Here is a 21094-nt window from a genome sequence, read left to right on the forward strand (position 1 = left end):
GTACCTGCTGGTAATAAGCCAGGATGGGGAGCATGACGAGTACCTTGCGCCGCCGTCCCGCCCAGCGCCGGAGCGTGGAGCGGGTGGAGCGGATGCTCGACGAGTGCGCGCTCCTGCTCGACGAGGTGGGCTACGAGGCGTTGACCACGAAGGAGGTCGCGCGCCGCGCCGAGGTCCCCATCGGCACCTTCTACCAGTTCTTCCACGACAAGCAGGGCCTGGTGCGCGCCCTCGCGCTGCGCAACCTGGAGGCGTTCCTCCAGCGGGTCACCCAGCGCATCGCCGAGGCCGATCTCGGCCACTGGACCGACCTGGTCGACCTGGCCATCGACGAGTTCGTCGACATGAAGCGCACCACCCCCGGGTTCGCGGTGGTCGACTTCGGCGAGGTCCTGCCCACCCCGGGCGGGCCGCCGCTGGAGGGCACCAAACGCACGCTCGACAGCGCCCTCGACAACAACGTCATCGTGGCCGACCGGTTGCGCGCCCTCACCCTCGCCCTGCTCGACGCGCCCGCGGGCCCCGGGCTCGACCGGGCGCTCGTGGTGGCCGTCGAGGCCACCGACGCCGTGCTCAAGCTCGCCTTCCGGGCCGATCCCGGCGGCGACGCCGACCTGATCGCCGAGTGCAAGCAGCTCGTCCGCCGCTACCTCGCCGACCATCTGCCCTGATCCCCTAGGCGACGGCGTTCAGGCGGGCGCGCAGCTCGGCGTCCAGCTTGACGTCCGCCGCGCCGACGACCTCGTCGAGCTGGGCCGTCGTGGACACGCCGACCACGGGCACGTGACCGTCGGCCATCAGCCACGCCAGCACCACCTGGTTGGGCGTCGCGCCCAGCTCGCCGGCGACCTCGCGCAGCACGGCCAGGCGGCGGCCGGTGCCCGGGTGGTCGTAGATCTCCGGCATGGGCCGGTCGGCCCGCGTGTAGGCCCCCGCCATCAGCGTGTTGTAGGCCCACAGCGCGCGGACCTTGCCCTGCTCGGCCAGCGTGTTCAGAGCGCCGAGCGTCTCGTGCAGCGGCACCGAACGGTCTTCGATGTGCGACCAGTACAGGTCCACGTAGTCGGTCCGCAGCCTGCGCAGGCTGCCCTCGGCGGCCCGCGCGACGGCCGCCGCCGACAGGCCCTCGGCCGAGTCGAGGGTGCGGTCGCCGGGCACGCTCGGCCGGGCCCCGCCCTTGGTGCCGATGAAGATCCGGTCCCGGTTGCCGCGCGCGGCCAGCCAGGCGCCGATGGCCTCCTCGCTCTCGTCGCCGGTGCAGCCCTCGTTCCAGAAGGGGTAGTTGTCGGCGGTGTCCAGCATGGTGCCGCCGGCGTCCTGGAAGCGGTCGAGGATGGCGAAGGTCTCCCGCAGGCCGACGCCGGTGCCGAACGGGATGGTGCCGAGTGCGATGTTCATGGGGCAGACCCTCGGACCTGGAGCGCACTCCATGTCAAGTCGTTGACCTGGAGTGCGCTCCAGGTGAAAGACTGGGACGCGTGAGCGTGTACACCCCCGCCGAGGTCGTCGAGGAGACCGGCTTCAGCCTCGACACCCTCCGCTACTACGAGAAGATCGGCCTGCTGGAGCGCGTGGAGCGCAACGCGGCCGGTCAGCGCAGGTTCAGCGAGGAGGACGTCGGCTGGCTCGGCATGATCCGCTGCCTGCGCGACACCGGCATGCCCATCGCCATGCTGCTGCGCTTCGCCGAACTCGTCCGCGGCGGCGACGAGACGATCCCCGACCGCATCAGGCTCCTGGAGGAGCACGACCGGCAGGTCCAGGCCCAGATCGCCAACCTGGCCGAGCGCCAGAACTACATCCACCGCAAGATTTCCTACTACCGCAGCGTCCTGTAGCCCTGCCTTGGTGGTCCGGTTGTTAGACCAAGGACCATGGCGGGAACCAGGGCGAAGCAGATCGACGTCCCGCTGGGCCGCATGGCCGTGCTCTGCGCGGCCCTGCTGTTCGTCCTGCTGGCCCACATCACGGTCGTCCAGGCGTTCGGGACGCGGGGGCTCAACGCCGACCGCCGCAACGAGCGCTCGCTCATCTCCCGGTTCGCCCGTCCGCGCGGCGACATCCTGACCTACGACGGCGCAACCGTGGCCAGGAGCCGCCCGACGCCCGGCGGCGGCCCGTACCGGTTCCAGCGGGTCTACACCGACGGCGAGCTCTACGCCCCCGTGACCGGCTACCTGTCCCTCTACCGGTCCACGGGCGTGGAGGAGGCCGAGGACGGCGTCCTGTCCGGCGACGACGCCAAGGTCAAGGTGCGCTCGATGGTCAGCGACGGCGACGTGGCCGGCGCCGACGTGCGGCTGACCATCGGCCAGCGCACCCAGTGGGCCGCCTACCACGCCCTGGAGGCCGCCGGCGTGCCCGGCGCGGCCGTGGCCATCGACCCGGCCACCGGCGCGATCCTCGCCCTGGCCAGCTACCCGTCCTACGACCCCAACACGCTGGCCACCTTCGACCCCGCCCGGCTGGACGGCGCCCTCGACCGGCTGCGCGACGCCCCCGGCCGGCCCCTGCTGAACCGGGCGCTGGACCAGGTCTATCCGCCGGGGGCCACGTTCAAGGTGGTGACCACGGCCGCGGCGCTGGCCTCGGGGGAGTACACGCCCACGGCCCCCGTGGACGCCGTCGTCCGCCCGCGGCTGCCCGCCTCGATCGCCGGTTCGTGCGGCAGGCCCCGGCCCACGCTGCTGCGCGCCTTCCAGACCTCGTGCGACACCGCGTTCGCGGGCATCGGGGTGCAGCTCGGCCAGGACAGCCTCAGGGACCAGGCCGAGGCGTTCGGGTTCGGCGACGGCGACCTGCGCGTGCCGATGGCCCCGGCGCCCAGCACGTACCCGAAGGGCATGGACCGGGCGCGGACCGCCCTGTCGGCCGTCGGCCGGGACCAGGACCGGGCGACGCCGCTGATGGTGGCGATGTTGTCGGCGGCCGTGGCCAACAACGGCGTGCTGATGCGGCCGTACCTGGTGGAGGAGGTGAGCCTGCCGGACGGCTCGCTGCTCGGCCAGGCGGGGCCGCAGCCGTACCGCACCACCATGACGACCGTCCAGGCCCGCTACCTGGCCGCGATGATGACCGCGGGGACGCACGCGGGCGGGCCGGGCGCGGCCGTCGCCGTCCCCGGCGTCGAGGTGGCCGCCAAGATCGCCGCGACGGGCGGCGAGCACGCGCTGGCCACGGCGTTCGCCCCGGCGACCGCCCCGGAGGTGGCGGTCGGCGTGGTGCTGGAGCACCCCGGCCCCCGGGCCGGCGCGGTGGCGCAGGTGGCCCGCGCGGTGCTGGAGGCAGCGCTGGCCTGACCGCGGGCCGCCGAGTTCGCCGCCGATTGAGTCTGGGCGCGAACGGTAGTTGATGCCACACTCACAGTGATGCTGCGAACCGCCGATTTCCGCAACCTGCCGGCCGAGCCCAACCTGTTCGTGGGCCGGGAGTCCGATCTCGATGAGCTGGCCCAGCTCGGCCGCGTCTCGCGCGTGGTGACGCTGTGCGGCGCGGGGGGCATCGGCAAGACGCGCCTGGCCCTGCGCCTGGCCGCCAGGGTCGCCGCCGAGCACCCCGACGGCGTGTGGCTGGTCGAGCTGGCCGACGTGGAGAAGGGCGAGCTGCGGGAGCGGGTCCGCGCCGCGCTCGGCGTCGCCGAGGACCTGGCGGACACCATCGGCGGCCGCCGCGTGCTGCTCGTCCTGGACAACTGCGAGCCGGTGGTCGGCGAGTGCGCCGAGCTCTGCCGCGACCTGCTCGGCGCCTGCCCGCGGCTCACCGTGCTGGCCACCAGCCGCGAGCCGCTGCGGGTGCCGGGCGAGACGGTCTGGCGGGTGCCGCCGCTCTCGCTCGTCGGCGAGGAGAGCGAGGCCGTGCGCCTGTTCGTGACCAGGGCCACCGCCGCGCGTCCTGGCTTCGAGCTGACCGAGGAGACGCTGCCGCTGGCGATCGAGCTGTGCCAGGCGCTCGACGGGCTGCCGCTGGCGATCGAGCTGGCCGCCGCCATGGTGCGGGTGTTGTCGGTCAGGCAGCTCGTCGAGCGGCTCGACGACCGGTTCAGGGTGCTGGCGGGCGGCGCCCGTACGGCCCACGCCAGGCACCGTACGCTGCGTGCCGCCGTCGACTGGAGCTACCGGCTGCTCAGCCCGCAGGAGCGCCTGCTGCTGCGCCGCGTGGCGGCCTTCCGCTCCTGCTGGACGCTCGACCTGGCCGAAGCGGTGTGCGCCGGCTCCGGCCTGCCCGAGGAGGACGTGCTGCCGCGCCTGTGCGACCTGGTGGACAAGTCGCTGGTCGTGCTCGACGGCGAGGTCGCCGGCCAGGCCCGCTACCGGCTGCTGGAGACCGTCCGCGAATACGCGCTGGAGCGGCTCGCGGAGTCCGGCGAGGAGGCGGCGCTGCGCCGCGCGCACCTGGCCGCGCTCGCCGGGCTGGCCGGGCGGTTCAAGGACGTCCTCGCGCCGGGCGCGCGCACGTCGTGGCCCGTGGTCGAGCGCTACGTCAACCTGTTCGACGGGCTCAAGGCCGAGGTGGGCGCGGCCTGCGACTGGGCCGTGGCGAGCGGGTCGCCGCAGACCGCCCTGCAACTGCTGACCGACGTGCGCTACCTGCTCATGGCCAGCGGGCGGCGGCTGGACATCGCCGAGCGGCTCGACCGGCTGCTCGCGCTCGACGCCCCCGACGTGCCCGAGGGCTTACGCGGGCAGGCGATGATCCTGCGCGGTGAGCTGGCGCTCGCGGCCGGCGAGACGGGGCTCGCGGCGCGGTGCGTACAGATCGGGCTGGCGCTGTGCGTCGACGCCCAGGACGCCTACGGCGAGGCCGTGGGCCTGATCATGCTGGCCCAGGCGACCGGCGACCAGGAGTCCCTGACCCCGGCCCTGGAGGCGGCGCGGCGGCGCGGCGACCCGATCCTGGAGTCGCTCGCCCAGGGCACCCGGGCCGACTTCGGCCTGCGGGCCGGCCGCCTGCACGAGGCGCGGCGCGCGTTCGAGGAGGTCCTGTCGCTGAGCGAACGGCTGGACAACCACCTCGGCCAGTCCTACGGGCACGTCGGCCTGGCCCAGATCGCCCGGCGCACCGGCGACCGGCCGGCCGCCCGGCGGCACTACGAGGCCGGCCTGCGCCTGCTGCGGCACATCGACGCCCGGCAGCAGATCGTGAGCTGCCTGGCCGGGCTCGGCCGCGTCGCGCTGGAGGAGGGCGACCTGACCGAGGCCCGCGCGCGGCTCACCGAGGCGCTGGTGCTCAGCCGCGACGCGGGCCTGCGTGACAGCATCGCCCGGCGGCTGGCGGCCTGGGCGCGCCTGGTGGCGGCCGAGGGCGACGACCGGCGCGCGGTCCTGCTGGCCGCCGCCTCCCTGGGGCTGCGCGACCGCCGCCCCGACGCCCGCACCGAGGAGCTGCTGGCCCCCGTCCGCGAACGGCTGGGGGAGGCCGTGGTGGCGCTGCTGTGGGCCGAGGGCCTGGCGATGACGGCCGACCAGGCGGTCTCGTGCGCGCTCGGCGGCCCGTTGCCCGAGCTGCCGGCCGCGCCGGTCGCCCCGGCGGCCCAGGACAGCAGGCTGACGGCCAGGGAACGCGAGATCGCCGAGCTGGTCGCCCGCGGGCTGAGCAACCGGGCCATCGCCGACGAACTGGTGATCAGCCCGGCCACCGCCGCGCGGCACGTCGCCAACATCCTCGGCAAGCTGGGCTTCTCCACACGTACACAGATTGCCGCATGGGTGATCGGCGCACGCTGATCCCGGCGGGTTCTCTACACATCGCCGCCGCCCGCCGCTTACATCGTCGAATGGCCATGTCAGCGCATGTGCCGCCCCGGTCCGAACGCCTACCGTTCTGCGTGTGATCGACCGCGCCCCGCGCTTCCCGTCCTCGCGCCGGGGGCCGCGGCGGCCGATCGACCGAGGGACGTCACGCGTCCCGACGGAGCCGGGCCTTCTCGGAGGGGTGGGGGCCCGGTTCCAGGGCGCGTGACAGCGGGCTCGAGTCGCGCAGGGCTCGGGCCCGCCCACCTCGGCCCTGGGCTGGGGAAATGCACACCGCTCTACATAGATCGGTGGATGCGGCCGGCGCGCGGGCGACCGTACGTTGACGGGCATGACGCCGTCCGCCTCGTCCTCCGGCACCGTGATCCACGAGGTGTTCCGCCGGGCCTACGAGCGGGGCGAGCGGCCGGCGCTCATCGATCTGCGCGGCGGCCACGTCTACGGCTACCGCAGCCTGGTGACCGAGGTGACCAGGGCGGCGTCCGGGCTGGTGCGCAGGGGAGCGCGCCGCGACCAGGTGGTGGGGGTGCACGTCCCCACGACCGGCACCCAGACGGTGGCCCTGCACACCGTGCTGGCGGCGGGCGGGGTGGCCGCGCCGATAGGTCCGGGGCTCGGCGTCGAGGAGGTGGCGGCGCTGCTGCGCGAGTGCGACGCCCGCATGCTGATCACCACCCCCGACCTGGCGGAGACGGCGATCGCGGCGGCCGACGGCTCCCGCGTGCGCCAGGTGGTCTCGCTCGGCCCGGCGCTCGACACGATCGACTTCCGCGGCCTGCTGGTGCTGGAGCCCACCGCGCTGCCCGCCCTCGACGCCAAGCGCCAGGACGCGCTGGCGCTGCCCGGCGGCGCCCGGCTCACCCATGCCGACCTGCTGGCCAGGATGGCCGAGCTCGACGTGCCCGTCGGACTGAGGGAGTCCGACGTCGTGCTGTGCACGTGGCCGCCCGGCGCCGGCGCCGACCTGCCCGCCCTGGTCGGCCTGGCCGTGTCCAAGGGCGCGCTGGTCGTGGCCGCGGGCCCCGGTGACCTGCCCGGATCCGGCTACGACGCGGGCGTCACCGTGCTCACCGGGCCGGCCGGCGCGCTGGAGCGCGTGGGCTGAGTATGCGGACCTGTTACCTGCCCCGCCCTTGACGTCGGCGCGCGCGAAGTGGGTTGATAGCCGTTGTTGACAACGTTGTCAAAGGTCACCAACTTCGGGGGATCGCGAAGGGAATGGTGTGCGATGCGACGGTGGTTAGCGGCCGTCTCGATCACGATGGCGGGCGTTCTGGGCCTGGCGGGCTGCGGCGGAGGCAGCGGCGGCCAGACTCCTGAGCCGGGTTCGTCGAGCGGCGGCAAGCAGCAGGTGGAGGTCTTCTCCTGGTGGACGGGCCCCGGTGAGGCCGACGGCCTCGCGGCGATGAAGAAGATATTCGAGGACAAGAACCCGAACTACACGTTCTTCGACGCCGCCGTGGCGGGCGGTTCGGGTGACAAGGCCAAGGCGTTGTTGCAGTCGAAGTTGCAGGCCGGCACGCCGCCCGACACGTTCCAGGGGCACGCCGGCGCCGAGTTGCAGGGCTACATCAAGGCGGGCAACCTGGAGGACCTGACGTTCCTGTACGACGAGCTGAAGCTCAAGGACGTCTTCCCCGCCCAGCTCGTCGAGCAGATCAGCGTCGAGGGCAAGATCTACTCGGTGCCGGTCAACATCCACCGGTCCAACGTCCTGTGGTTCAACCCCAAGGTGCTCAAGGACGCCGGCATCGCGGCCGCGCCCAAGACGATCGAGGAGTTCATCGCCGACCTGGAGAAGGTCAAGGCCAAGGGCAAGATCCCGATCTCCGTCGGCTCGGAGTGGACCGCCACCCACCTGCTGGAGAACGTGCTGCTCGGCTCGCTCGGCACCGACGCCTACAACGCGCTGTTCAAGCCGGGCGCCGACTGGAGCGGCCCGCAGATGACGAAGGCGCTGGAGAACTACGCCAAGATCATGTCGTACGCGGGCGACCCGCAGGACGACTGGCAGCCCGCCGCCAAGCAGGTGGCCGACGGCGAGGCGGCGTTCAACATCATGGGCGACTGGGCCTACGGCTACTTCCACAACCCGCCGGAGGGCGGCCTCGGCAAGACGTCCAAGACGGACTTCGACTGGGCGCCCGCGCCCGGCACCGAGGGCACCTACATGTGGCTGTCGGACAGCTTCACGCTGCCCAAGGGCGCCAAGAACCGGGACGGGGCCGTCGCCTGGCTGAAGGTCGCGGCGAGCAAGGAGGGCCAGGACGCCTTCAACCCCAAGAAGGGCTCCATCCCCGCCCGCAAGGACGCCGACCAGTCGCTCTACACCGACTACCTGGCCGACGCGCTGAAGGACTGGTCGGGCGACAAGCTGGCCGGCTCCATCCAGCACGGCGTCTCGGTGAGCCAGCCGTGGCTGGCCTCGATCAACGAGGCGGTCGGGCTGTTCATCGGCAGCAAGGACGTCAAGGGCCTGCAACAGGGCCTGGCCGACGCGGCCAAGGCCAACGCTCAGTGACGCATGCGGGTACGGCGGGAGGCTCCCGCCGTACCCGCGCGAAGGGAAACGGTTGTGAGGCGGGCACGCACCTGGCTGCCCGGACTCCTCCTCGTCGCGCCGTCGATCGTGGCGATCGGCGTGTTCGTGTACGGCATGCTGGGCTGGAACTTCCGCCTGGCCATGACGGACCAGCACGATGAGGTGTCCGAGGGCACGTTCGTGGGGCTGAAGAACTTCGTCGACATCTGGGACCAGGCGCGCTGGCGTCTGTCGGTCGACCACGCGATCGTGTTCACGATCGCGTTCGTGGCGGGGGCGCTGGTGCTGGGCTGGTTCCTGGCGTTCCTCATGGAGAAGGGGATCTGGGGGGAGGGCACGTTCCGGGCGATCTACCTGTTCCCGATGGCCGTGTCGTTCGTCGCGACCGGCATCGTGTGGCGGTGGCTGATGAACTCGGGGACGGGTGAGCGGGCGGTCGGCCTGAACCGGCTGTTCGACGCGATCGGGCTGCCGCAGTGGCAGTGGTTCAGGGATCCGGACTGGGGGATGGCCGCGATGGCGCTCCCAGCGATCTGGCAGATGTCCGGATATGTCATGGCGTTGTTCCTGGCGGGCTTCCGCGGCGTCCCCGAGGAGCTGCGCGAGGCGGCGCGGGTGGACGGCGCCGGCGAGTGGGGCGTCTACCGGCACGTGGTGCTGCCCATGCTCAGGCCGGTCACCCTGTCGGCGCTGATCATCCTGGGACACATCTCGCTCAAGGTCTTCGACCTCATCGTGGCGGTGTCCGGCAAGCAGATCATCACCGACGTGCCCGCGGTGTTCATGTGGGTGGCGGTCTACGACTCGCACGACCCGGCGAAGGGGGCCACGATCGCCTCGTACATCGTGCTCAGCGTGGCGGTCTTCGTGATCCCGTACCTGATCTGGTCGGTGCGCAAGGAGCGCAGGCCATGACGGCCGTCGCGGCCCGGCGCAGGACCGGGTTCGGGATCGTGCGGTTCTGCCTGCTGCTCGCCCTGGTGGTCGTCGTCCTCGTCCCGATCTACGTGCTGCTGGCCACCAGCTTCAAGCCGCTCACCGAGGCCGACCCCGGCCAGGCGTGGAACCTGCCCAGGACGTGGACCACCGAGGCGTGGCGGGTGGCCTGGGAGAAGCTGGCCCCCGGCCTGTGGAACAGCGTGCTGCTGGCCGTCCCCGGCTCGCTGCTGTCGTGCGCGTTCGGGTCGATGAACGGCTACGTGCTGTCCAAATGGCGCTTCCCCGGCGCGGACGTGCTGTTCACGCTGTTCCTGTTCGGCATGTTCATCCCCTACCAGGGCGTGATGATCCCGCTGGTCAAGCTCATGGTCTGGCTGAACGAGCAGACCGGGCTGCAGGGCGTCTTCTACGGCGGCATCCCGGGCCTGGTGCTCGCGCACGTCGTGTACGGCATCCCGATCTGCACGCTGATCTTCCGCAACTACTACGTCACGATCCCCGACGAGCTGATCGAGGCCTCGCGGGTGGACGGCGCGGGGATGCTGCGCGCGTACTGGTCGGTCGTGTTGCCGGTGTCGTGGCCCGCGATCGCGGTGGTGATCATCTGGCAGTTCACCTCCCTGTGGAACGACTTCCTGTTCGCCGTCTTCATCACCGGCCCGCAGAGCTGGCCGACCACCGTCATGCTCAACAACATCGCCGGGGCCCAGGCCACCCCCTACAGCCAGCAGATGGCCGCGGCCATCCTGGCCTCGATCCCGACCATGCTGATCTACGTGCTGCTCGGCCGGTTCTTCATGCGCGGCCTGATGGCGGGCGCGCTGAAGGGCTGACCCGGGCGGCCCGCTACGCCGGTGACCGGCCGGCCAGCGCGTCGCCCAGCGGCGTACGGGCGTACAGCACGGAACGGCCGGTGCGGGTGCCGACGACCAGGCCCGTCCTGCGCAGGACGGCCAGGTGCCCGCCGGTCGCGCCGAGGCTCTGGCCGAGCAGGGCGGCCAGGTGGGTGGTCGTCGCGGGCACGGCCAGCTCGGTGAGCAGGCGCGCCCTGGTGCGGCCGATCAGCAGCGCCAGGTCGCCGTCCGGCACGCCGACCGCGGCGCCCGTGCCGCGGGCCGGGTAGACCAGCGCGTTGGGCCAGGCCGCCTCCAGGTACACGCCGACCGAGCCGGCGAAGGCGGTCGGCACGAACAGCAGGCCCCCGCCGCCCAGCACGTGCGAGCCGAGGCGGGTGTGCAGGCGCACCTCGATGTGCCCGTCGGGACGCCAGCGCACCTGGTCGCTCAGGTCGTCCAGCGCGGCGGCCCAGCCGTAGGCGGCCAGGCGTCCGGCCCGCTGGATCACGTCGCGTTCGAGGATCGTGTGGAGTCGCGGCCAGCCGACCGAGATGATCTCCCGCCACAGCGCCTCGTAGGCGTCGGCCAGCACCTCCACCACCCGCGGCGAGAACAGCAGGTCCCGGATCGGCTCCGGCACCGGCGGCAGCGCGGCCAGAACCCGGGCGATCTCCTCGTGCGCCTGGGCGACCGGGGTCCGGCGCATGGAGGCCAGCTCGGTCTCGAACGGCACGCTCATCCCGGCCGGCGGCGGGGCGATGAAGTCGACGTTCGCATGGCCCTTGTTGCCGCTGATCGCCGCCAGCGCGCGCAGCGCCGGATGCCGTCGCACCAGGTCGAGGTACGGGCCGCGCCAGCGCTCCACCCACCGCCGGTGCACGCCGGGCTCGTTCCTGCCGTCGAGCGTCCAGTGGGCGTGCATGGTCTCGATCAGCGGCGAGATCGCGAACCTGCTGGCCACCAGGTCCTGCGGGGTCACCTGGATCTTCAGTGCCACCTTTCGGTTATATCCGAAACCATGGCCGGGCCGGGCGCCGGTTCAGCAGCATCGGGGATGTGAGAGCGGCGACGTACGGCGACGTGTTCGCGGTCAAGGAGTTCCGGGTGCTGTTCGGCAGCTTCGCGCTGCTGGTCACCGGGGAATCGATCAAGATGCTGGCCCTGTCCGTGCTGGTGTACGCGCGGACGGGCTCCCCGGGATTGTCGGCGGCGGCGTACATGGCGGGGTGGCTGCCGTACATCGTGGGCGGGATGTTCCTGCTGTCGCTGGCCGACCGGCTGCGGCCCCGGGCGCTGATGGTGACCGGCGAGCTGGTCAGGGCGGCGGTGTGCCTGCTGCTCGCCTACGCCGGGCTGCCGGTGTGGGGGATGCTGGCGCTCGTGCTGGTCAGCGGGCTGTTCTCGCCGGTGTTCGGGGCGGCCAGGTCGGCGGCGCTGCCGGACGTCCTGCCGGGGGACGCGTTCGTGCTCGGCCGGTCGGTGATCGGGGTCACCTCGGCGGCCTCCCAGGTCGGCGGGCTCGCGGCCGGAGGCGCGTTCCTGGCCTTCGCCGGGGCGCCGGGCGCGCTGGCCGCCACCGCCGCGCTGTCGGCACTCGGCGCGGTGGTCCTGCGGTTCGGCCTGCCCGACCGTCCCGCCCGCGCCGCCGCGGGGAGTGGCGGGACGGGGGCCGTGCGGCAGACGCTGCGGGTGAACCGGTCGCTGCTGGCCGACCGGCGGGTGCGCGGGCTGCTGCTGGCCGGATGGCTGCCGACGATGTGCCTGGCCGGGGCGGAGGCCATGATCGTGCCCTACCTGGGCGGTGAGGGGCGGGCGGGCGTGGTGCTCGCCGCGGCGGCGGCCGGGATGGCGGTGGGCGAGTTCACCGTGGGCAGGTTCGCCGCGCCGCCGCTGCGGGAGCGGCTGTCGGCGCCGCTCGCCGTGCTGCTCGGGGTGCCGTGGCTGGGGTTCGCGCTCGGGCCCGGCGTGGGGTGGGCCGCGGTGCTGGCCGCGTGCGCGGCCGCGGGGCTGTCGTACCAGCTCGGGTTGCAGCGGCGGTTCGTGGACGCGGTGCCCGAGGAGGGGCGCGGGCAGGCGTTCGGGCTGCAGTCGGCGGGGCTGATGACGGGGCAGGCGGCCGGGGCGGCGCTGGTCGGCGTGCTGGGCGAGACGATCGGGCCGGGGGGCGCGATCGTCGCGGCGGGCGCGGCCGGTGTTCTGGTCGCCCTGGCTCTGCTTGGGCCCCTGCGCCCTGCCAAGCCCTCCGGCGCCGCCGGTTCCGCCGGCACCGACAGTCCCCCCGGTGCCGTCAGTTCCTCCGGTGCGGGCGGGGCGTCCGGGGCGGTCACGTCGCCGGAAGTTCGCCGGAGCCCCGCGGGATGAGACGTACGGGCAGCTCGACGTGCTCCGGCGGCCCGCCGTCACCGCGCAGGCGGCGGAACAGCAGCTCGGCGGCCACCCGGCCCATCCAGGCCGGATCCTGCGCCACCACGCTCACCCCCGGCCGCAGCAGGTCGGCCAGCTCGAAGTCGTCGAACCCCACCAGCGCCAGCGGCCGCCCCTCCAGGGCCCGCAACGCGGTCACCGTGAGCCGCCCGTTCCCGGTGAACAGCGCGGTCGGCGGCGCGTCCAGGGCCAGCATGCGCCGCAGGTCGGCCCGTACGTCGTCGAGCGACGGCGGGCGCATCGCCACCAGGCGCGGGTCGAACAGCCCGCCGAGCGCCCGCCGGTAACCCGCCAGCCGCCGCGCCGCGGTGTAGATCGCCGGATCGTCGCCCAGGAACGCGATCCTGTGGTGCCCGTGCGTGAGCAGGTGCCGGACGGCCTGCTCGGCCCCGCCCGCGTTGTCGGCGAGCACGGTGTCCACCTCGATCCCCGGCTCGGGCGGCCGGTCGGCGAACACCACGGGCGTGCCGGCCTCCAGCTCGCCCCGCAGGTAGGCGTGGTCGTCACCGGCCGGGACGACGATCAGCCCGTCCACCCGGCGCGCGCAGAACGTCTCGACCAGCTCGCGCTCCCGGCCCGGCTCCTCGCCCGAGGACCCGCTGAGCAGCAGGCAGCCGTGGTCGATGACGACGTCCTCGACGGCCCGGCTGAGACCGGCGTAGAAGGGGTCGGCGACGTCCTCGATGACCAGCCCGATGGTGGCGGTCATGCCCGTGCGCAGGACCCGGGCGCTCTCGTTACGGCTGTAGCCCAGCCGGTCGATGGCCGCCCGCACCCGCTCGGCGGTGGCCGGATGGACGCCGGGCTCGCCGTTGACCACGCGCGAGACGGTCTTGAGCGCCACGCCCGCCGCCGCCGCGACGTCCTTCATCGTCGGTCTCACGCATGGATCATGTCCTACCGCACCCGGGCGGACAACGTTGTCAGACGCCTGTGCCAGAGTAGGTGCCCTATGCCGTTGCGACACGCCTTGCTGGTGGCCGGGTTCGTGCTGGCCGCGCTCAACCTGAGGCCCGCCATCGCGGGCCTGTCACCGCTGCTCGACGAGATCATGAAAGACCTGGGGCTGTCGCCGTCGGGCGGCGGCGCGATCACCACCGTCATGGTGGTCTGCCTGGGCGTGTTCGGCCCGGTGGCCCCGCTGCTCGCGCGGCGCATCGGCCTGGACCGGACGCTGCTGGCCGGCCTGCTCGTGGTCGCGGCGGGCGAGTGCCTGCGCGGGCTCGACGGCGTTCCCATGCTCTACCTGGGCTCGGCGCTGGCCGCGACCGCCATCGCCGTCATGAACGTCTCCATGCCCGGCATCGTCAAGCAGCACTTCCCCGAGCGCGTCAACCTGCTCACCGGCGTCTATGTCGCGGCCGTGGTGGCCGGCGCGGCCGGGGCCTCGGCCCTGGTGATCCCGCTGGAGCGGGCCACCGGCTTCGACTGGCGCGGCGTCTCGGCGCTGCTCGCCGTGCCCGCCGTGCTCGCGGCCCTGCTCTGGCTGCCGCAGGCGGTCCGGGGCGGGCCCGCCGAGCAGGGCGGCCCACGGCCGTTCGGCGCCGTCCTGCGCAGCCGCGTCACCTGGTACGTGACCGCGCTCATGGGCCTGCAGTCGCTCACCTTCTACGTCATGCTGGCCTGGCTGCCGACCATCTTCCTCGACGCCGGCCTGCCCGCCGACCAGGCCGGCTACCTGCTCAGCCTGACGAACCTGGTCCAGGTCGCGACCTCGCTCGCGGTGCCGGTGCTGGCCGGCCGCCGGGCCTCGCAGGTGCCGTACGTGGTGGGCGCCGGCGTGCTGACCGTGCTCGGCTACCTCGGCGTGCTGCTGGCCCCGGCCACCGTGCCGTGGTTGTGGATGATCGTGCTCGGCATCGGCCAGGGGGCCTCGTTCGCGCTGGCGCTGCTGATCATCGCCCTGCGCCCGGCCGATCCGGCCGGCGTGACCGCGCTGTCGGCCGTGGCCCAGTCGGTGGGGTACGTCGTGGCCGCCCTGGGCCCGCTGCTGTTCGGCTACCTGAGAGAGGTCTCGGGCGGCTGGACCGTGCCGCTGACGGTCGGCCTCGGGGTCCTCGGGGCCCAGCTGGTGGCTGGATGGTTCGCCGGACGCCCTGCTACCTTAGGTAAGGCTAACCTGTAGAAGGGATCCGCAGCGTGCTGACCGAGGCTCTCCAGCGTCTGGCCGACGGCCGGGGCGGTGTCATCGGGGTCGAGCCAGAGCTCGTCATCGACCCCGACGAGAGCTGGACGGCCGCCGCCGACCTGGTGCGGGAGCCGTACACGCTGTTGGCGGGCCTGGTCGAGCAGACGGCGACACGCTGGAACGCGCCCCGGCACGTCGGCGCGGCGCTGTTCTGGAAGACCTTCGGCTACTGGCACAGCCTGCCCATGGCGCTCGGCTGGGCCCTCGACGGCCGCATCCCCGTCATGCGGCTGGCCGACACCTACTTCAAGGTCTCCGACGCCGGCGTGACGATCGCCGCCAGCCGCGTGAGCTGGGGCACGGGCGTCGAACCCATCCGCGAGTCGCTGGCCGAGGCGCAGCAGCCGCTGGTCAAGGCCATCAGCGCGCTCGCCAAGGTCGGCGAGCGCACCTTGTGGGGCTCGACCGCCGAGGCGTTCGCCCATCCGCTGACCTGCATCGTCAAGGGCGACTACATGGGCCTGCTCGCCGAGCTCGGCAGCCCGGTCGACGGGCTGATCGAGCCCGCCGACGGCGGTTACTTCCGCAGGACGTGCTGCCTGTGGATCACCCTGCCCGACGTCGAGGCGTGCGGGAGCTGCTGCGTGCTCAGGCCACAGCCACCGGCTCGTCCATAGGACGCAGCTCGTCGGCGTAGCTCACCGACACCCGGCGCATGACGCCGCTGTCGTCGATGGAGTACTGGCCGAGCCGCCACAACGGCGGCGAGTACGCGTGGATCGAGACGCTCTCGCCCTCCGCGCCGCCGAGCCGGTGGATGTGGTCGGGCCCGAACGAGAACGACTGACCGGCCGGCACCACGGTCTCCAGGTGCTCGCCGCCGATGCGCGGATTGCACTCCTGCAACGCCCCCTGCACGACGTGCACCGCGCCCGAGGAGATGTCGTGGTCGTGCCAGCCCGTGTCGTCCTCAGGACGCCAGCACAGCACCCAGACGTCCACATAGGCGTCCCGGTACAGGGAGGCGTAATGCCGTCCGCCGTCGGCCGGGAAGTCGACCATGTCACGCCACTCCTGCGGGTTGGCGGCCAGCTCGTCGACCAGGTCGCGCAGCTCACGCCGGTCGAGCGTGCGCTCCGGCAGCCCGGCACACACGCCCCCGCCCTGGATCTGGATGTCGTTCACGTACGAGTCTCCTTTCTCTATCTAATTGCCTCACTCCGTGAGGCGGGCGCTCTGTCTGATTGCCTCACTGCGTGAGGCGGCTCGGTCGCCTGTATGCCGGCGTCTTCCTCCGCTCTGGTCGCTGCGCTCCCGCCGCTCCTCCAGACACCGGCGCTCCCTCGCGCGTTTAATGGCCTCACTGCGTGAGGCGGCTCGGTCGCCGGTATGCCGGCGTCTTCCTCCGCTCTGGTCGCTGCGCTCCCGCCGCTCCTCCAGACACCGGCGCTCCCTCGCGCGTCCAATGGCCTTACTGCGTGAGGCGGGCTGGGGGGCCGGGCGGGGGCGCTCCCTCGCGGGGTCATGGTGGGGGGAGGCCCAGGAGGCGGCGGGGGTTGGTGGAGTGGATGGCGTGGTGGGCGGCGGTGCCGAGGCCGGGGTCGGGGGCCGTGGCGTAGGGCGCGTCGGAGCCGTTGACGACGACGTCCACGCCCAGCTCGCGGACGATCGCGTCGATGGCGCGCGGCCCGTACGAGGACGTCTCCACGTAGAAACCGGGATCGACCAGGCCGCGCCCGGTGCCGCCACGGGCGATGAGCCGTTCGGAGTGCAGCGGCGCCAGCCCCGCCAGCAGCGCGAAGCACACCCGCAGCCGAGGATGCCGGGGCCGGACCACGGCGTGGAAGTGGTGCCAGGCCGCGTGCATCTGCTGCACGTACGGCACCAGCGCCGGCCACCACGGCGGCGTTCCTGGCGGCGGCGGCACGGCGGCGGGCCCGGGATGCACGAACAGCGGCAGGTCCCGCTCGGTGAGCACGTCGAGCAGCCGGTCGTCGGGTACGGCGGTGGCCGGGATCTGCAGCCCGGCCAGCCCCCGGTCGAGGTCCTTGGCCAGCCGCTCCGGATCGGGCTCGCTGTGACAGGTCGCCGCCCACACCCCGAACGGCTCGCCCAGCCCGAGCGCGCCCTCGTGGTAGGCGTCGATCAGCGGCCACGCCTCCTCCGGCGGCAGGAACTCCACGCCCAGCGGGCTCGACATCGACACCAGCGCCAGGTCGAGCCCCGCCGTGTCCCGGTGCTCGTGGTCGGCCGGGTTCACCTCGTACGGCGGCTCGCCGTCGAGCAGCAGCGTCCAGCCGTCGAGCCGGGGCGGGACGGTGCGAGCGCGCAGCGCGGCGACGAACGAACCCGTCCACAGGTGCTGGTGCACGTCGATGCTCACGATCACACCTCCCTCTATTTCCTACTGAGATTACAGGTAAACGAACTGTACTGCGAAATCAATCAGGTGAACCGTTTCAGTGATACGGTTCAGTGAACCGCTTCACTGCCCTATTTGTCAACGGTTCGCACGTCGAGGGCGGTCCCAGAAGAAGCCCGCGAGCCCGTGCGGGAGTCCGGCTTCTGTCGGTGGCAGGCAATAGGCTGGCGGGATGCCGCGGAAGAGAGCGACGATTCGGGAAGTGGCCCGCGCGACCGGCCTGTCTCCGGCGGCCGTCTCCTATGCGCTGCGCGGCATGCAGGTCTCGGAGGAGACCATGGAGCGCGTGCGCGCCGCCGCCGCCGAGCTCGGCTACGAGGCCGACCCCATCGCCAGGGCTCTGGCCAGCGGCCGCACGGGCATGATCGGCCTGCTCTGCGGCTCGCTCGAAGACCTGTGGCAGCAGTCGCTGGCGGTCGGCATCAGCAGGGGCCTGCGGGAGAAAGACCGCTATGCCCTGATCCTTGACGCGGTCGGCGACCCCGACCGCGAGCGCGTGCTCGCCCAGCAGCTCCGCGACCAGCGCGTCGACGGCATGATCGTGCAGCCGGTCGACCCGGCCGCGCCGTTCTGGGCCGAGCTGTGCGAGTCGCTGCCCGTCGTCGCGATCGGCGACTCACTGGCGGGCACGGCGGGCGAGGTCGTCTTCGACAACCGCCGGGGCGTCACGCTGGCCCTGGAACACCTGGCCGGCCTCGGTCACCGCCGGATCGCCGTGCTCACGCCCACCCAGGCCAGCACCCCCGACCGTCCGGCCGACGTGCACGTCCTGGCCGAGGCCGACCGGCTGGGGCTCGACATCGAGGTCGTCACGGCCCCCCACGACCTGGCGGCGTCCACCTCGGCGGCCCACGAGATCCTCTCCACGTCCAGGCCGAGCGCGGTCTTCTGCTTCGCCGACTCCATCGCCTACGGCGTCTACGCCGCGGCCAAGGAGCTGGGCCTGTCCATCCCGGGCGACGTGTCGGTCATGGGCTACGACGACCATCCCATGTCGGGGCTGCTCACCCCCGGCCTGACCACCGTCGACTGGGACATCGACGGCATCGTCAGGGCCGCGGTGCGGCTCATCGCGGCCGCGGCCGACGGCGGCACCCGCCGCCGCCGGGTGGTCCAGGAGCCGACGCTCAGGGAGCGGGGCTCGGTCGCGCAAGCGCCGCCCGCGCCTCGTCCAGCTCGTCGGTGAGCTGCCCGTCGGGCCGTGCCCCCTTGCGGGCCCGCACGGCGGCGGCGCGCTCGCAGGCCAGCACGATCTCCAGCGGTTCGAGGCAGCGCAGCGCGTGGCGGGCGGCCTGGGTGGCGAAACCGGCGTGGTCCTCGGTGCCCAACGAGATCACCGCGGTCCCGGTCGTCACGGGGGCCGCGAGGTGGCGCAGCTCGGCCAGGGCGTCCTGGGCCACGTACTCCAGGATCATCAGCCCGGAGGCGCCCGGCCGGTCGGCCAGGAAGGGCAGCTGCCCGGTGTAGGCGGGGTTCATGAGGGTGGCCAGGCGGGCGGTGCTGAGCTGGGCGGTCTGGGCCAGCGCGGCGCGCAGCGCGTCGAGGGCCAGGGCCACCGGGGCCGAGTGGAAGTTGCCGTTGTGCCAGGCCAGGGTGCCGGTGATGAGCGGGTTCTCGGTGGCGGCGTTCAGGTCGGTCTCGACGGTGGCGGTGGCACGCTCCAACGCGTCCACGGCCGCGCCGTGCACTTGCGCGAAGGCGCGGTAGCCGTACGGGTCCTGGACGCGGGTGGCCAGCTCGTGGGTGAGCAGGCCGCGCAGGCGTCCGGCCACGCGCGACTGGCCCGGATGCGGCCTGGCCTCCTGGACGGCGGCGGCCAGCGGCTCGGCGGAGGCGTCCACCGCGGTGAAGGACAGGGCGGCCACGTCGACGGCCGCCTCCAGCAGCGCGCCCAGCCGGTGGCAGGCCAGCGCGGCGTCGGCCAGCGTGGCGGCGCCCGAGCTGATGAAGGGCAGCGCGTCGCCGGAGGCGAGCGCGAAGCGCGGCCCGGCCGTCTCCTCGCCCGCCCGCCGCCAGGGCACCTCGCCCAGCAGGCACAGGGCCGTGGTGGCGAGCGCGGTCAGGTCGCCGGTGCCGATCGCGCCGTACGTGCGGACCGGCGGCGTGAACCCGCCCGTGACCGCCTCGGCCAGGACGGGCAGCACGGCCGGGTCGATGCCCGAGCCGCCCGCGACGAGCTGGTTGAGCCGCACGACGAGCATGGCCCGCGCGCGCTCGTCGGCCACCAGGGGACCCGCTCCGCAGGCGTGGCTGCGCAGCAGGTCGAGGCCGGGGGAGTCGAGCCGGACGTCCCGGTTGGCGCCCACGCCCGTGCTGCGGCCGTAGACGGGGCCGGTCAGCCCCTGGGCGGTGGCCCACGAGGCCCGGGCCCGATCGAGGGGACCGATCGTGACCCGGGCCTGGCCGTGGGCGGCTTCGTGCACCTGGGCGCAGGTCAGGCCGGCGCCGTTGAGCTGCATGGGGAGGGGATCAGTCGTTGTCGGGGATGAACAGGCCGAGCAGCCAGCTGACCACGCTGATGATGATCGCGCCCCAGAAGGCGGCGGGGTAGAAGTTGTCGACGTGGAAGGGGATGTCGAACTGGCCGGCGATCCAGCTCGTCAGCAGCAGCATGGCCGCGTTGATGACGAGGAGGAACAACCCGAGGGTCAGCACGATGACCGCGCAGCCCAGCGCCTTGACGATCGGCTTCACGATGGCGTTGACGACACCGAAGATCAGGGCCACGAGGAGCAGGACGCCCCAGTACTTGGCCGAGTTCTCCGGGGCGGTGATCTTGATGCCGTCGAGGAGCTGGATGGCGACCCAGAGGGCGGCGGCCGCGGCCACGGTTCTGATGATGAATCTCACGCTGGTTGATCCTCCCACTTCGCGATCGCCGGCGCGATAGATCGACCGCGCGAAGCCGGTCGAGCACGCAGTGTGGCGGCGGTTACCTGTGACTCATGTCGGGAAAGGGAGCGGGATGGACGCTAATGGTCTTGATTCGTTGCCCGCGGCGGAGTTGCACGACCGAGCGGTGCGGTACGCCGTACGCCATGGGGATCTGGGCTTCCTGTGGAACCTGCTGAAGGTGATCCCGGCCGCCGAGGCCGCGAGCGGTCACGAGAGTGAGACCGCCAACGACCTCAGCCGGGTGTCCGCGCTGCTCAGCGACGCGCTCGCGGCGGGCGAGGGTGAGCTGGGCGAGGCGTTGCGCCCGATCTACCTGGAATATCTGCGCGATCATCCCGACGCCTGAGCCGCGCTCAGCCGGCCAGGCGCGCCCCCGCGGCGATGCCCGAGATGCCCGGCGTGCTGACCTCCTGGCCGTCCCGGAGCACGATCATGGTGTCGTACGCGCCGGCCTCGGCCAGGTCGGTCGCGAACTGCCTGGCCAGGGTGGGGCCCATGGCGTACATGGCGGTGGCGTAGGCGTCGGCCACGCCGAGGTCGGGGCCGATCACGGTGACCGAGCCGAGCGTCTGCTGGCGCTCCCCGGTGCGCGGGTCCACCACGGCCGCGCCGCCCGAGGTGGCGATGCCGAGGTCGTGGGCGAACAGCGCCTTCCTGACGACGTCGGTGCGCGGGTCGCGGATGCCGACGCGCCACGGCTTGCCCGGGGCGGCCGAGCCGCGCACCCTGATGTCGCCGCCCGCGTTGATGCGGTGGTCGCCGGCGCCCGCGTTGCACAGCGCCCGTGACAGGCGTTCCAGGGCCCAGCCCTTGATGTAGCCGGACGGGTCGATCACGCCGTTGATCCGGTGCTCGAACCAGCCGCCGGTCGCCTCGCCCAGCTCCTCGCAGCGATGCAGGACCTCGACGAGCTCGGGGATCTGCCTGATGGTCAGGCCGTGGTTGAGGCGCCAGATCTGGCTGTCCTCCTTGGCCGGGCTGAAGGTGTCGGCCACCCAGCGCAACCAGGAGAAGGCGTCGTCGAGCAGGGGGGTGAGCTCTCGGGCCGGCAGAGCCGTGCGGATGTCCACGCTGACGGGCATGCCCATGACCGTGTCGACACGGGCGCTTCCGGGGAAAATCGTCACCTGGCCTCCTTGTCCGCTGCCCACGCTCTCA

At 72.9% G+C, this 21094-nt stretch carries 21 protein-coding genes; 13 read left to right on the top strand and 8 right to left on the bottom strand.

Translation table 11 applies throughout. From position 1 onward, the window contains the following. Positions 1-32: 32 nt before the first annotated feature. On the top strand, positions 33-671 hold the full coding sequence (locus ACIBK9_RS42865; RefSeq protein WP_387670949.1) for a TetR family transcriptional regulator: 639 nt from the start codon (positions 33-35) through the stop codon (positions 669-671). 4 nt (positions 672-675) lie between these two features. On the opposite strand, the gene ACIBK9_RS42870 is transcribed toward ACIBK9_RS42865, so the two are convergent. Further along, positions 676-1398, bottom strand: a complete 723-nt coding sequence (locus tag ACIBK9_RS42870; protein WP_397164665.1) for an aldo/keto reductase — start codon at positions 1396-1398, stop codon at positions 676-678. A gap of 80 nt (positions 1399-1478) precedes the next feature. Here ACIBK9_RS42870 and ACIBK9_RS42875 point away from each other — a divergent pair, with 80 nt between their 5' ends. From ACIBK9_RS42875 to ACIBK9_RS42905, 7 genes are all read left to right on the top strand, one after another. Continuing rightward, positions 1479-1838 carry a MerR family transcriptional regulator gene (locus tag ACIBK9_RS42875; RefSeq protein WP_397164667.1) on the top strand — a complete coding sequence of 120 codons (360 nt, stop codon included), beginning with the start codon at positions 1479-1481 and terminating at the stop codon, positions 1836-1838. A gap of 36 nt (positions 1839-1874) precedes the next feature. Next, positions 1875-3299: a penicillin-binding transpeptidase domain-containing protein gene (locus ACIBK9_RS42880; RefSeq protein ID WP_397164669.1), complete on the top strand. Its 1425-nt coding sequence runs from the start codon at positions 1875-1877 to the stop codon at positions 3297-3299. Between the two features lie 69 nt (positions 3300-3368). Further along, the gene (locus ACIBK9_RS42885; protein ID WP_397164671.1) at positions 3369-5723 is read left to right on the top strand and encodes an ATP-binding protein; all 2355 of its coding nucleotides are present in this window, start codon (positions 3369-3371) and stop codon (positions 5721-5723) included. Positions 5724-6081: 358 nt separating this feature from the next. After that, positions 6082-6855, top strand: coding sequence for an AMP-binding protein (locus ACIBK9_RS42890; RefSeq protein WP_397164673.1), 774 nt, complete (start codon positions 6082-6084; stop codon positions 6853-6855). Between the two features lie 123 nt (positions 6856-6978). Then, positions 6979-8271 carry an ABC transporter substrate-binding protein gene (locus ACIBK9_RS42895; protein ID WP_397164674.1) on the top strand — a complete coding sequence of 431 codons (1293 nt, stop codon included), beginning with the start codon at positions 6979-6981 and terminating at the stop codon, positions 8269-8271. Positions 8272-8325: 54 nt separating this feature from the next. Continuing rightward, positions 8326-9207, top strand: coding sequence for a sugar ABC transporter permease (locus tag ACIBK9_RS42900; protein ID WP_357972963.1), 882 nt, complete (start codon positions 8326-8328; stop codon positions 9205-9207). Further along, positions 9204-10064, top strand: a complete 861-nt coding sequence (locus tag ACIBK9_RS42905; RefSeq protein WP_364330250.1) for a carbohydrate ABC transporter permease — start codon at positions 9204-9206, stop codon at positions 10062-10064. The genes ACIBK9_RS42900 and ACIBK9_RS42905 overlap by 4 nt, the downstream gene beginning before the upstream one ends. A 13-nt stretch (positions 10065-10077) precedes the next feature. Here the strand turns inward: ACIBK9_RS42905 and ACIBK9_RS42910 are convergent, their stop codons facing one another. Beyond that, positions 10078-11064 (bottom strand): ArsR/SmtB family transcription factor, encoded by a 987-nt coding sequence (locus tag ACIBK9_RS42910; RefSeq protein ID WP_397164677.1) that lies wholly within the window; start codon positions 11062-11064, stop codon positions 10078-10080. A 59-nt stretch (positions 11065-11123) separates the two neighbouring features. Here ACIBK9_RS42910 and ACIBK9_RS42915 point away from each other — a divergent pair, with 59 nt between their 5' ends. After that, complete coding sequence (locus tag ACIBK9_RS42915) at positions 11124-12428, top strand: MFS transporter (RefSeq protein WP_397164679.1); 1305 nt, start codon at positions 11124-11126, stop codon at positions 12426-12428. Here ACIBK9_RS42915 and ACIBK9_RS42920 read toward each other — a convergent pair. Beyond that, positions 12391-13374, bottom strand: a complete 984-nt coding sequence (locus tag ACIBK9_RS42920; protein ID WP_397164681.1) for a LacI family DNA-binding transcriptional regulator — start codon at positions 13372-13374, stop codon at positions 12391-12393. The genes ACIBK9_RS42915 and ACIBK9_RS42920 overlap by 38 nt on opposite strands. 69 nt (positions 13375-13443) lie before the next feature. Here ACIBK9_RS42920 and ACIBK9_RS42925 point away from each other — a divergent pair, with 69 nt between their 5' ends. After that, positions 13444-14616 (top strand): CynX/NimT family MFS transporter, encoded by a 1173-nt coding sequence (locus ACIBK9_RS42925; protein WP_397164684.1) that lies wholly within the window; start codon positions 13444-13446, stop codon positions 14614-14616. Between the two features lie 14 nt (positions 14617-14630). Further along, positions 14631-15296, top strand: a complete 666-nt coding sequence (locus ACIBK9_RS42930) for a hypothetical protein (protein ID WP_397164686.1) — start codon at positions 14631-14633, stop codon at positions 15294-15296. Here the strand turns inward: ACIBK9_RS42930 and ACIBK9_RS42935 are convergent. Both ACIBK9_RS42935 and ACIBK9_RS42940 read right to left on the bottom strand, forming a co-directional pair. Further along, a complete protein-coding gene (locus ACIBK9_RS42935; protein WP_397164687.1) occupies positions 15268-15804 on the bottom strand; it encodes a cysteine dioxygenase in 537 nt (178 codons plus the stop codon). The two genes, ACIBK9_RS42930 and ACIBK9_RS42935, sit on opposite strands and share 29 nt — an antisense overlap. Positions 15805-16141: 337 nt before the next feature. After that, positions 16142-17002 (bottom strand): amidohydrolase family protein, encoded by an 861-nt coding sequence (locus tag ACIBK9_RS42940; RefSeq protein WP_397164689.1) that lies wholly within the window; start codon positions 17000-17002, stop codon positions 16142-16144. A gap of 241 nt (positions 17003-17243) precedes the next feature. Between ACIBK9_RS42940 and ACIBK9_RS42945 the strand changes: the two genes are divergently transcribed. Next, on the top strand, positions 17244-18227 hold the full coding sequence (locus ACIBK9_RS42945; protein ID WP_397164690.1) for a LacI family DNA-binding transcriptional regulator: 984 nt from the start codon (positions 17244-17246) through the stop codon (positions 18225-18227). Here ACIBK9_RS42945 and ACIBK9_RS42950 read toward each other — a convergent pair. Further along, positions 18169-19500, bottom strand: a complete 1332-nt coding sequence (locus tag ACIBK9_RS42950; RefSeq protein ID WP_397164692.1) for an aromatic amino acid ammonia-lyase — start codon at positions 19498-19500, stop codon at positions 18169-18171. The genes ACIBK9_RS42945 and ACIBK9_RS42950 overlap by 59 nt on opposite strands. 10 nt (positions 19501-19510) lie before the next feature. Next, on the bottom strand, positions 19511-19891 hold the full coding sequence (locus tag ACIBK9_RS42955) for a phage holin family protein (protein ID WP_352319465.1): 381 nt from the start codon (positions 19889-19891) through the stop codon (positions 19511-19513). 115 nt (positions 19892-20006) lie between these two features. Here ACIBK9_RS42955 and ACIBK9_RS42960 point away from each other — a divergent pair, with 115 nt between their 5' ends. Further along, entirely contained in the window at positions 20007-20282 is a 276-nt protein-coding gene (locus ACIBK9_RS42960) for a hypothetical protein (RefSeq protein ID WP_352319467.1), read from the top strand. A 7-nt stretch (positions 20283-20289) separates the two neighbouring features. Here ACIBK9_RS42960 and ACIBK9_RS42965 read toward each other — a convergent pair whose 3' ends face one another. Next, positions 20290-21063 (bottom strand): FAD:protein FMN transferase, encoded by a 774-nt coding sequence (locus ACIBK9_RS42965; RefSeq protein WP_397164693.1) that lies wholly within the window; start codon positions 21061-21063, stop codon positions 20290-20292. Positions 21064-21094 lie beyond the last annotated feature (31 nt).

Source organism: Nonomuraea sp. NPDC050227, assembly GCF_044459705.1.
GTDB lineage: Bacteria > Actinomycetota > Actinomycetes > Streptosporangiales > Streptosporangiaceae > Nonomuraea.

What these genes read in the sequence shown, in the direction of transcription:
- ACIBK9_RS42960 (WP_352319467.1), top strand. Translation starts at nt 20,007, where the DNA reads ATGGACGCTAATGGTCTTGATTCGTTGCCCGCGGCGGAGTTGCACGAC.
- ACIBK9_RS42895 (WP_397164674.1), top strand. Translation starts at nt 6,979, where the DNA reads ATGCGACGGTGGTTAGCGGCCGTCTCGATCACGATGGCGGGCGTTCTG.
- ACIBK9_RS42885 (WP_397164671.1), top strand. Translation starts at nt 3,369, where the DNA reads ATGCTGCGAACCGCCGATTTCCGCAACCTGCCGGCCGAGCCCAACCTG.
- ACIBK9_RS42905 (WP_364330250.1), top strand. Translation starts at nt 9,204, where the DNA reads ATGACGGCCGTCGCGGCCCGGCGCAGGACCGGGTTCGGGATCGTGCGG.
- ACIBK9_RS42950 (WP_397164692.1), bottom strand. Translation starts at nt 19,500, where the DNA reads ATGCAGCTCAACGGCGCCGGCCTGACCTGCGCCCAGGTGCACGAAGCC.
- ACIBK9_RS42865 (WP_387670949.1), top strand. Translation starts at nt 33, where the DNA reads ATGACGAGTACCTTGCGCCGCCGTCCCGCCCAGCGCCGGAGCGTGGAG.
- ACIBK9_RS42870 (WP_397164665.1), bottom strand. Translation starts at nt 1,398, where the DNA reads ATGAACATCGCACTCGGCACCATCCCGTTCGGCACCGGCGTCGGCCTG.
- ACIBK9_RS42880 (WP_397164669.1), top strand. Translation starts at nt 1,875, where the DNA reads ATGGCGGGAACCAGGGCGAAGCAGATCGACGTCCCGCTGGGCCGCATG.
- ACIBK9_RS42890 (WP_397164673.1), top strand. Translation starts at nt 6,082, where the DNA reads ATGACGCCGTCCGCCTCGTCCTCCGGCACCGTGATCCACGAGGTGTTC.
- ACIBK9_RS42925 (WP_397164684.1), top strand. Translation starts at nt 13,444, where the DNA reads ATGCCGTTGCGACACGCCTTGCTGGTGGCCGGGTTCGTGCTGGCCGCG.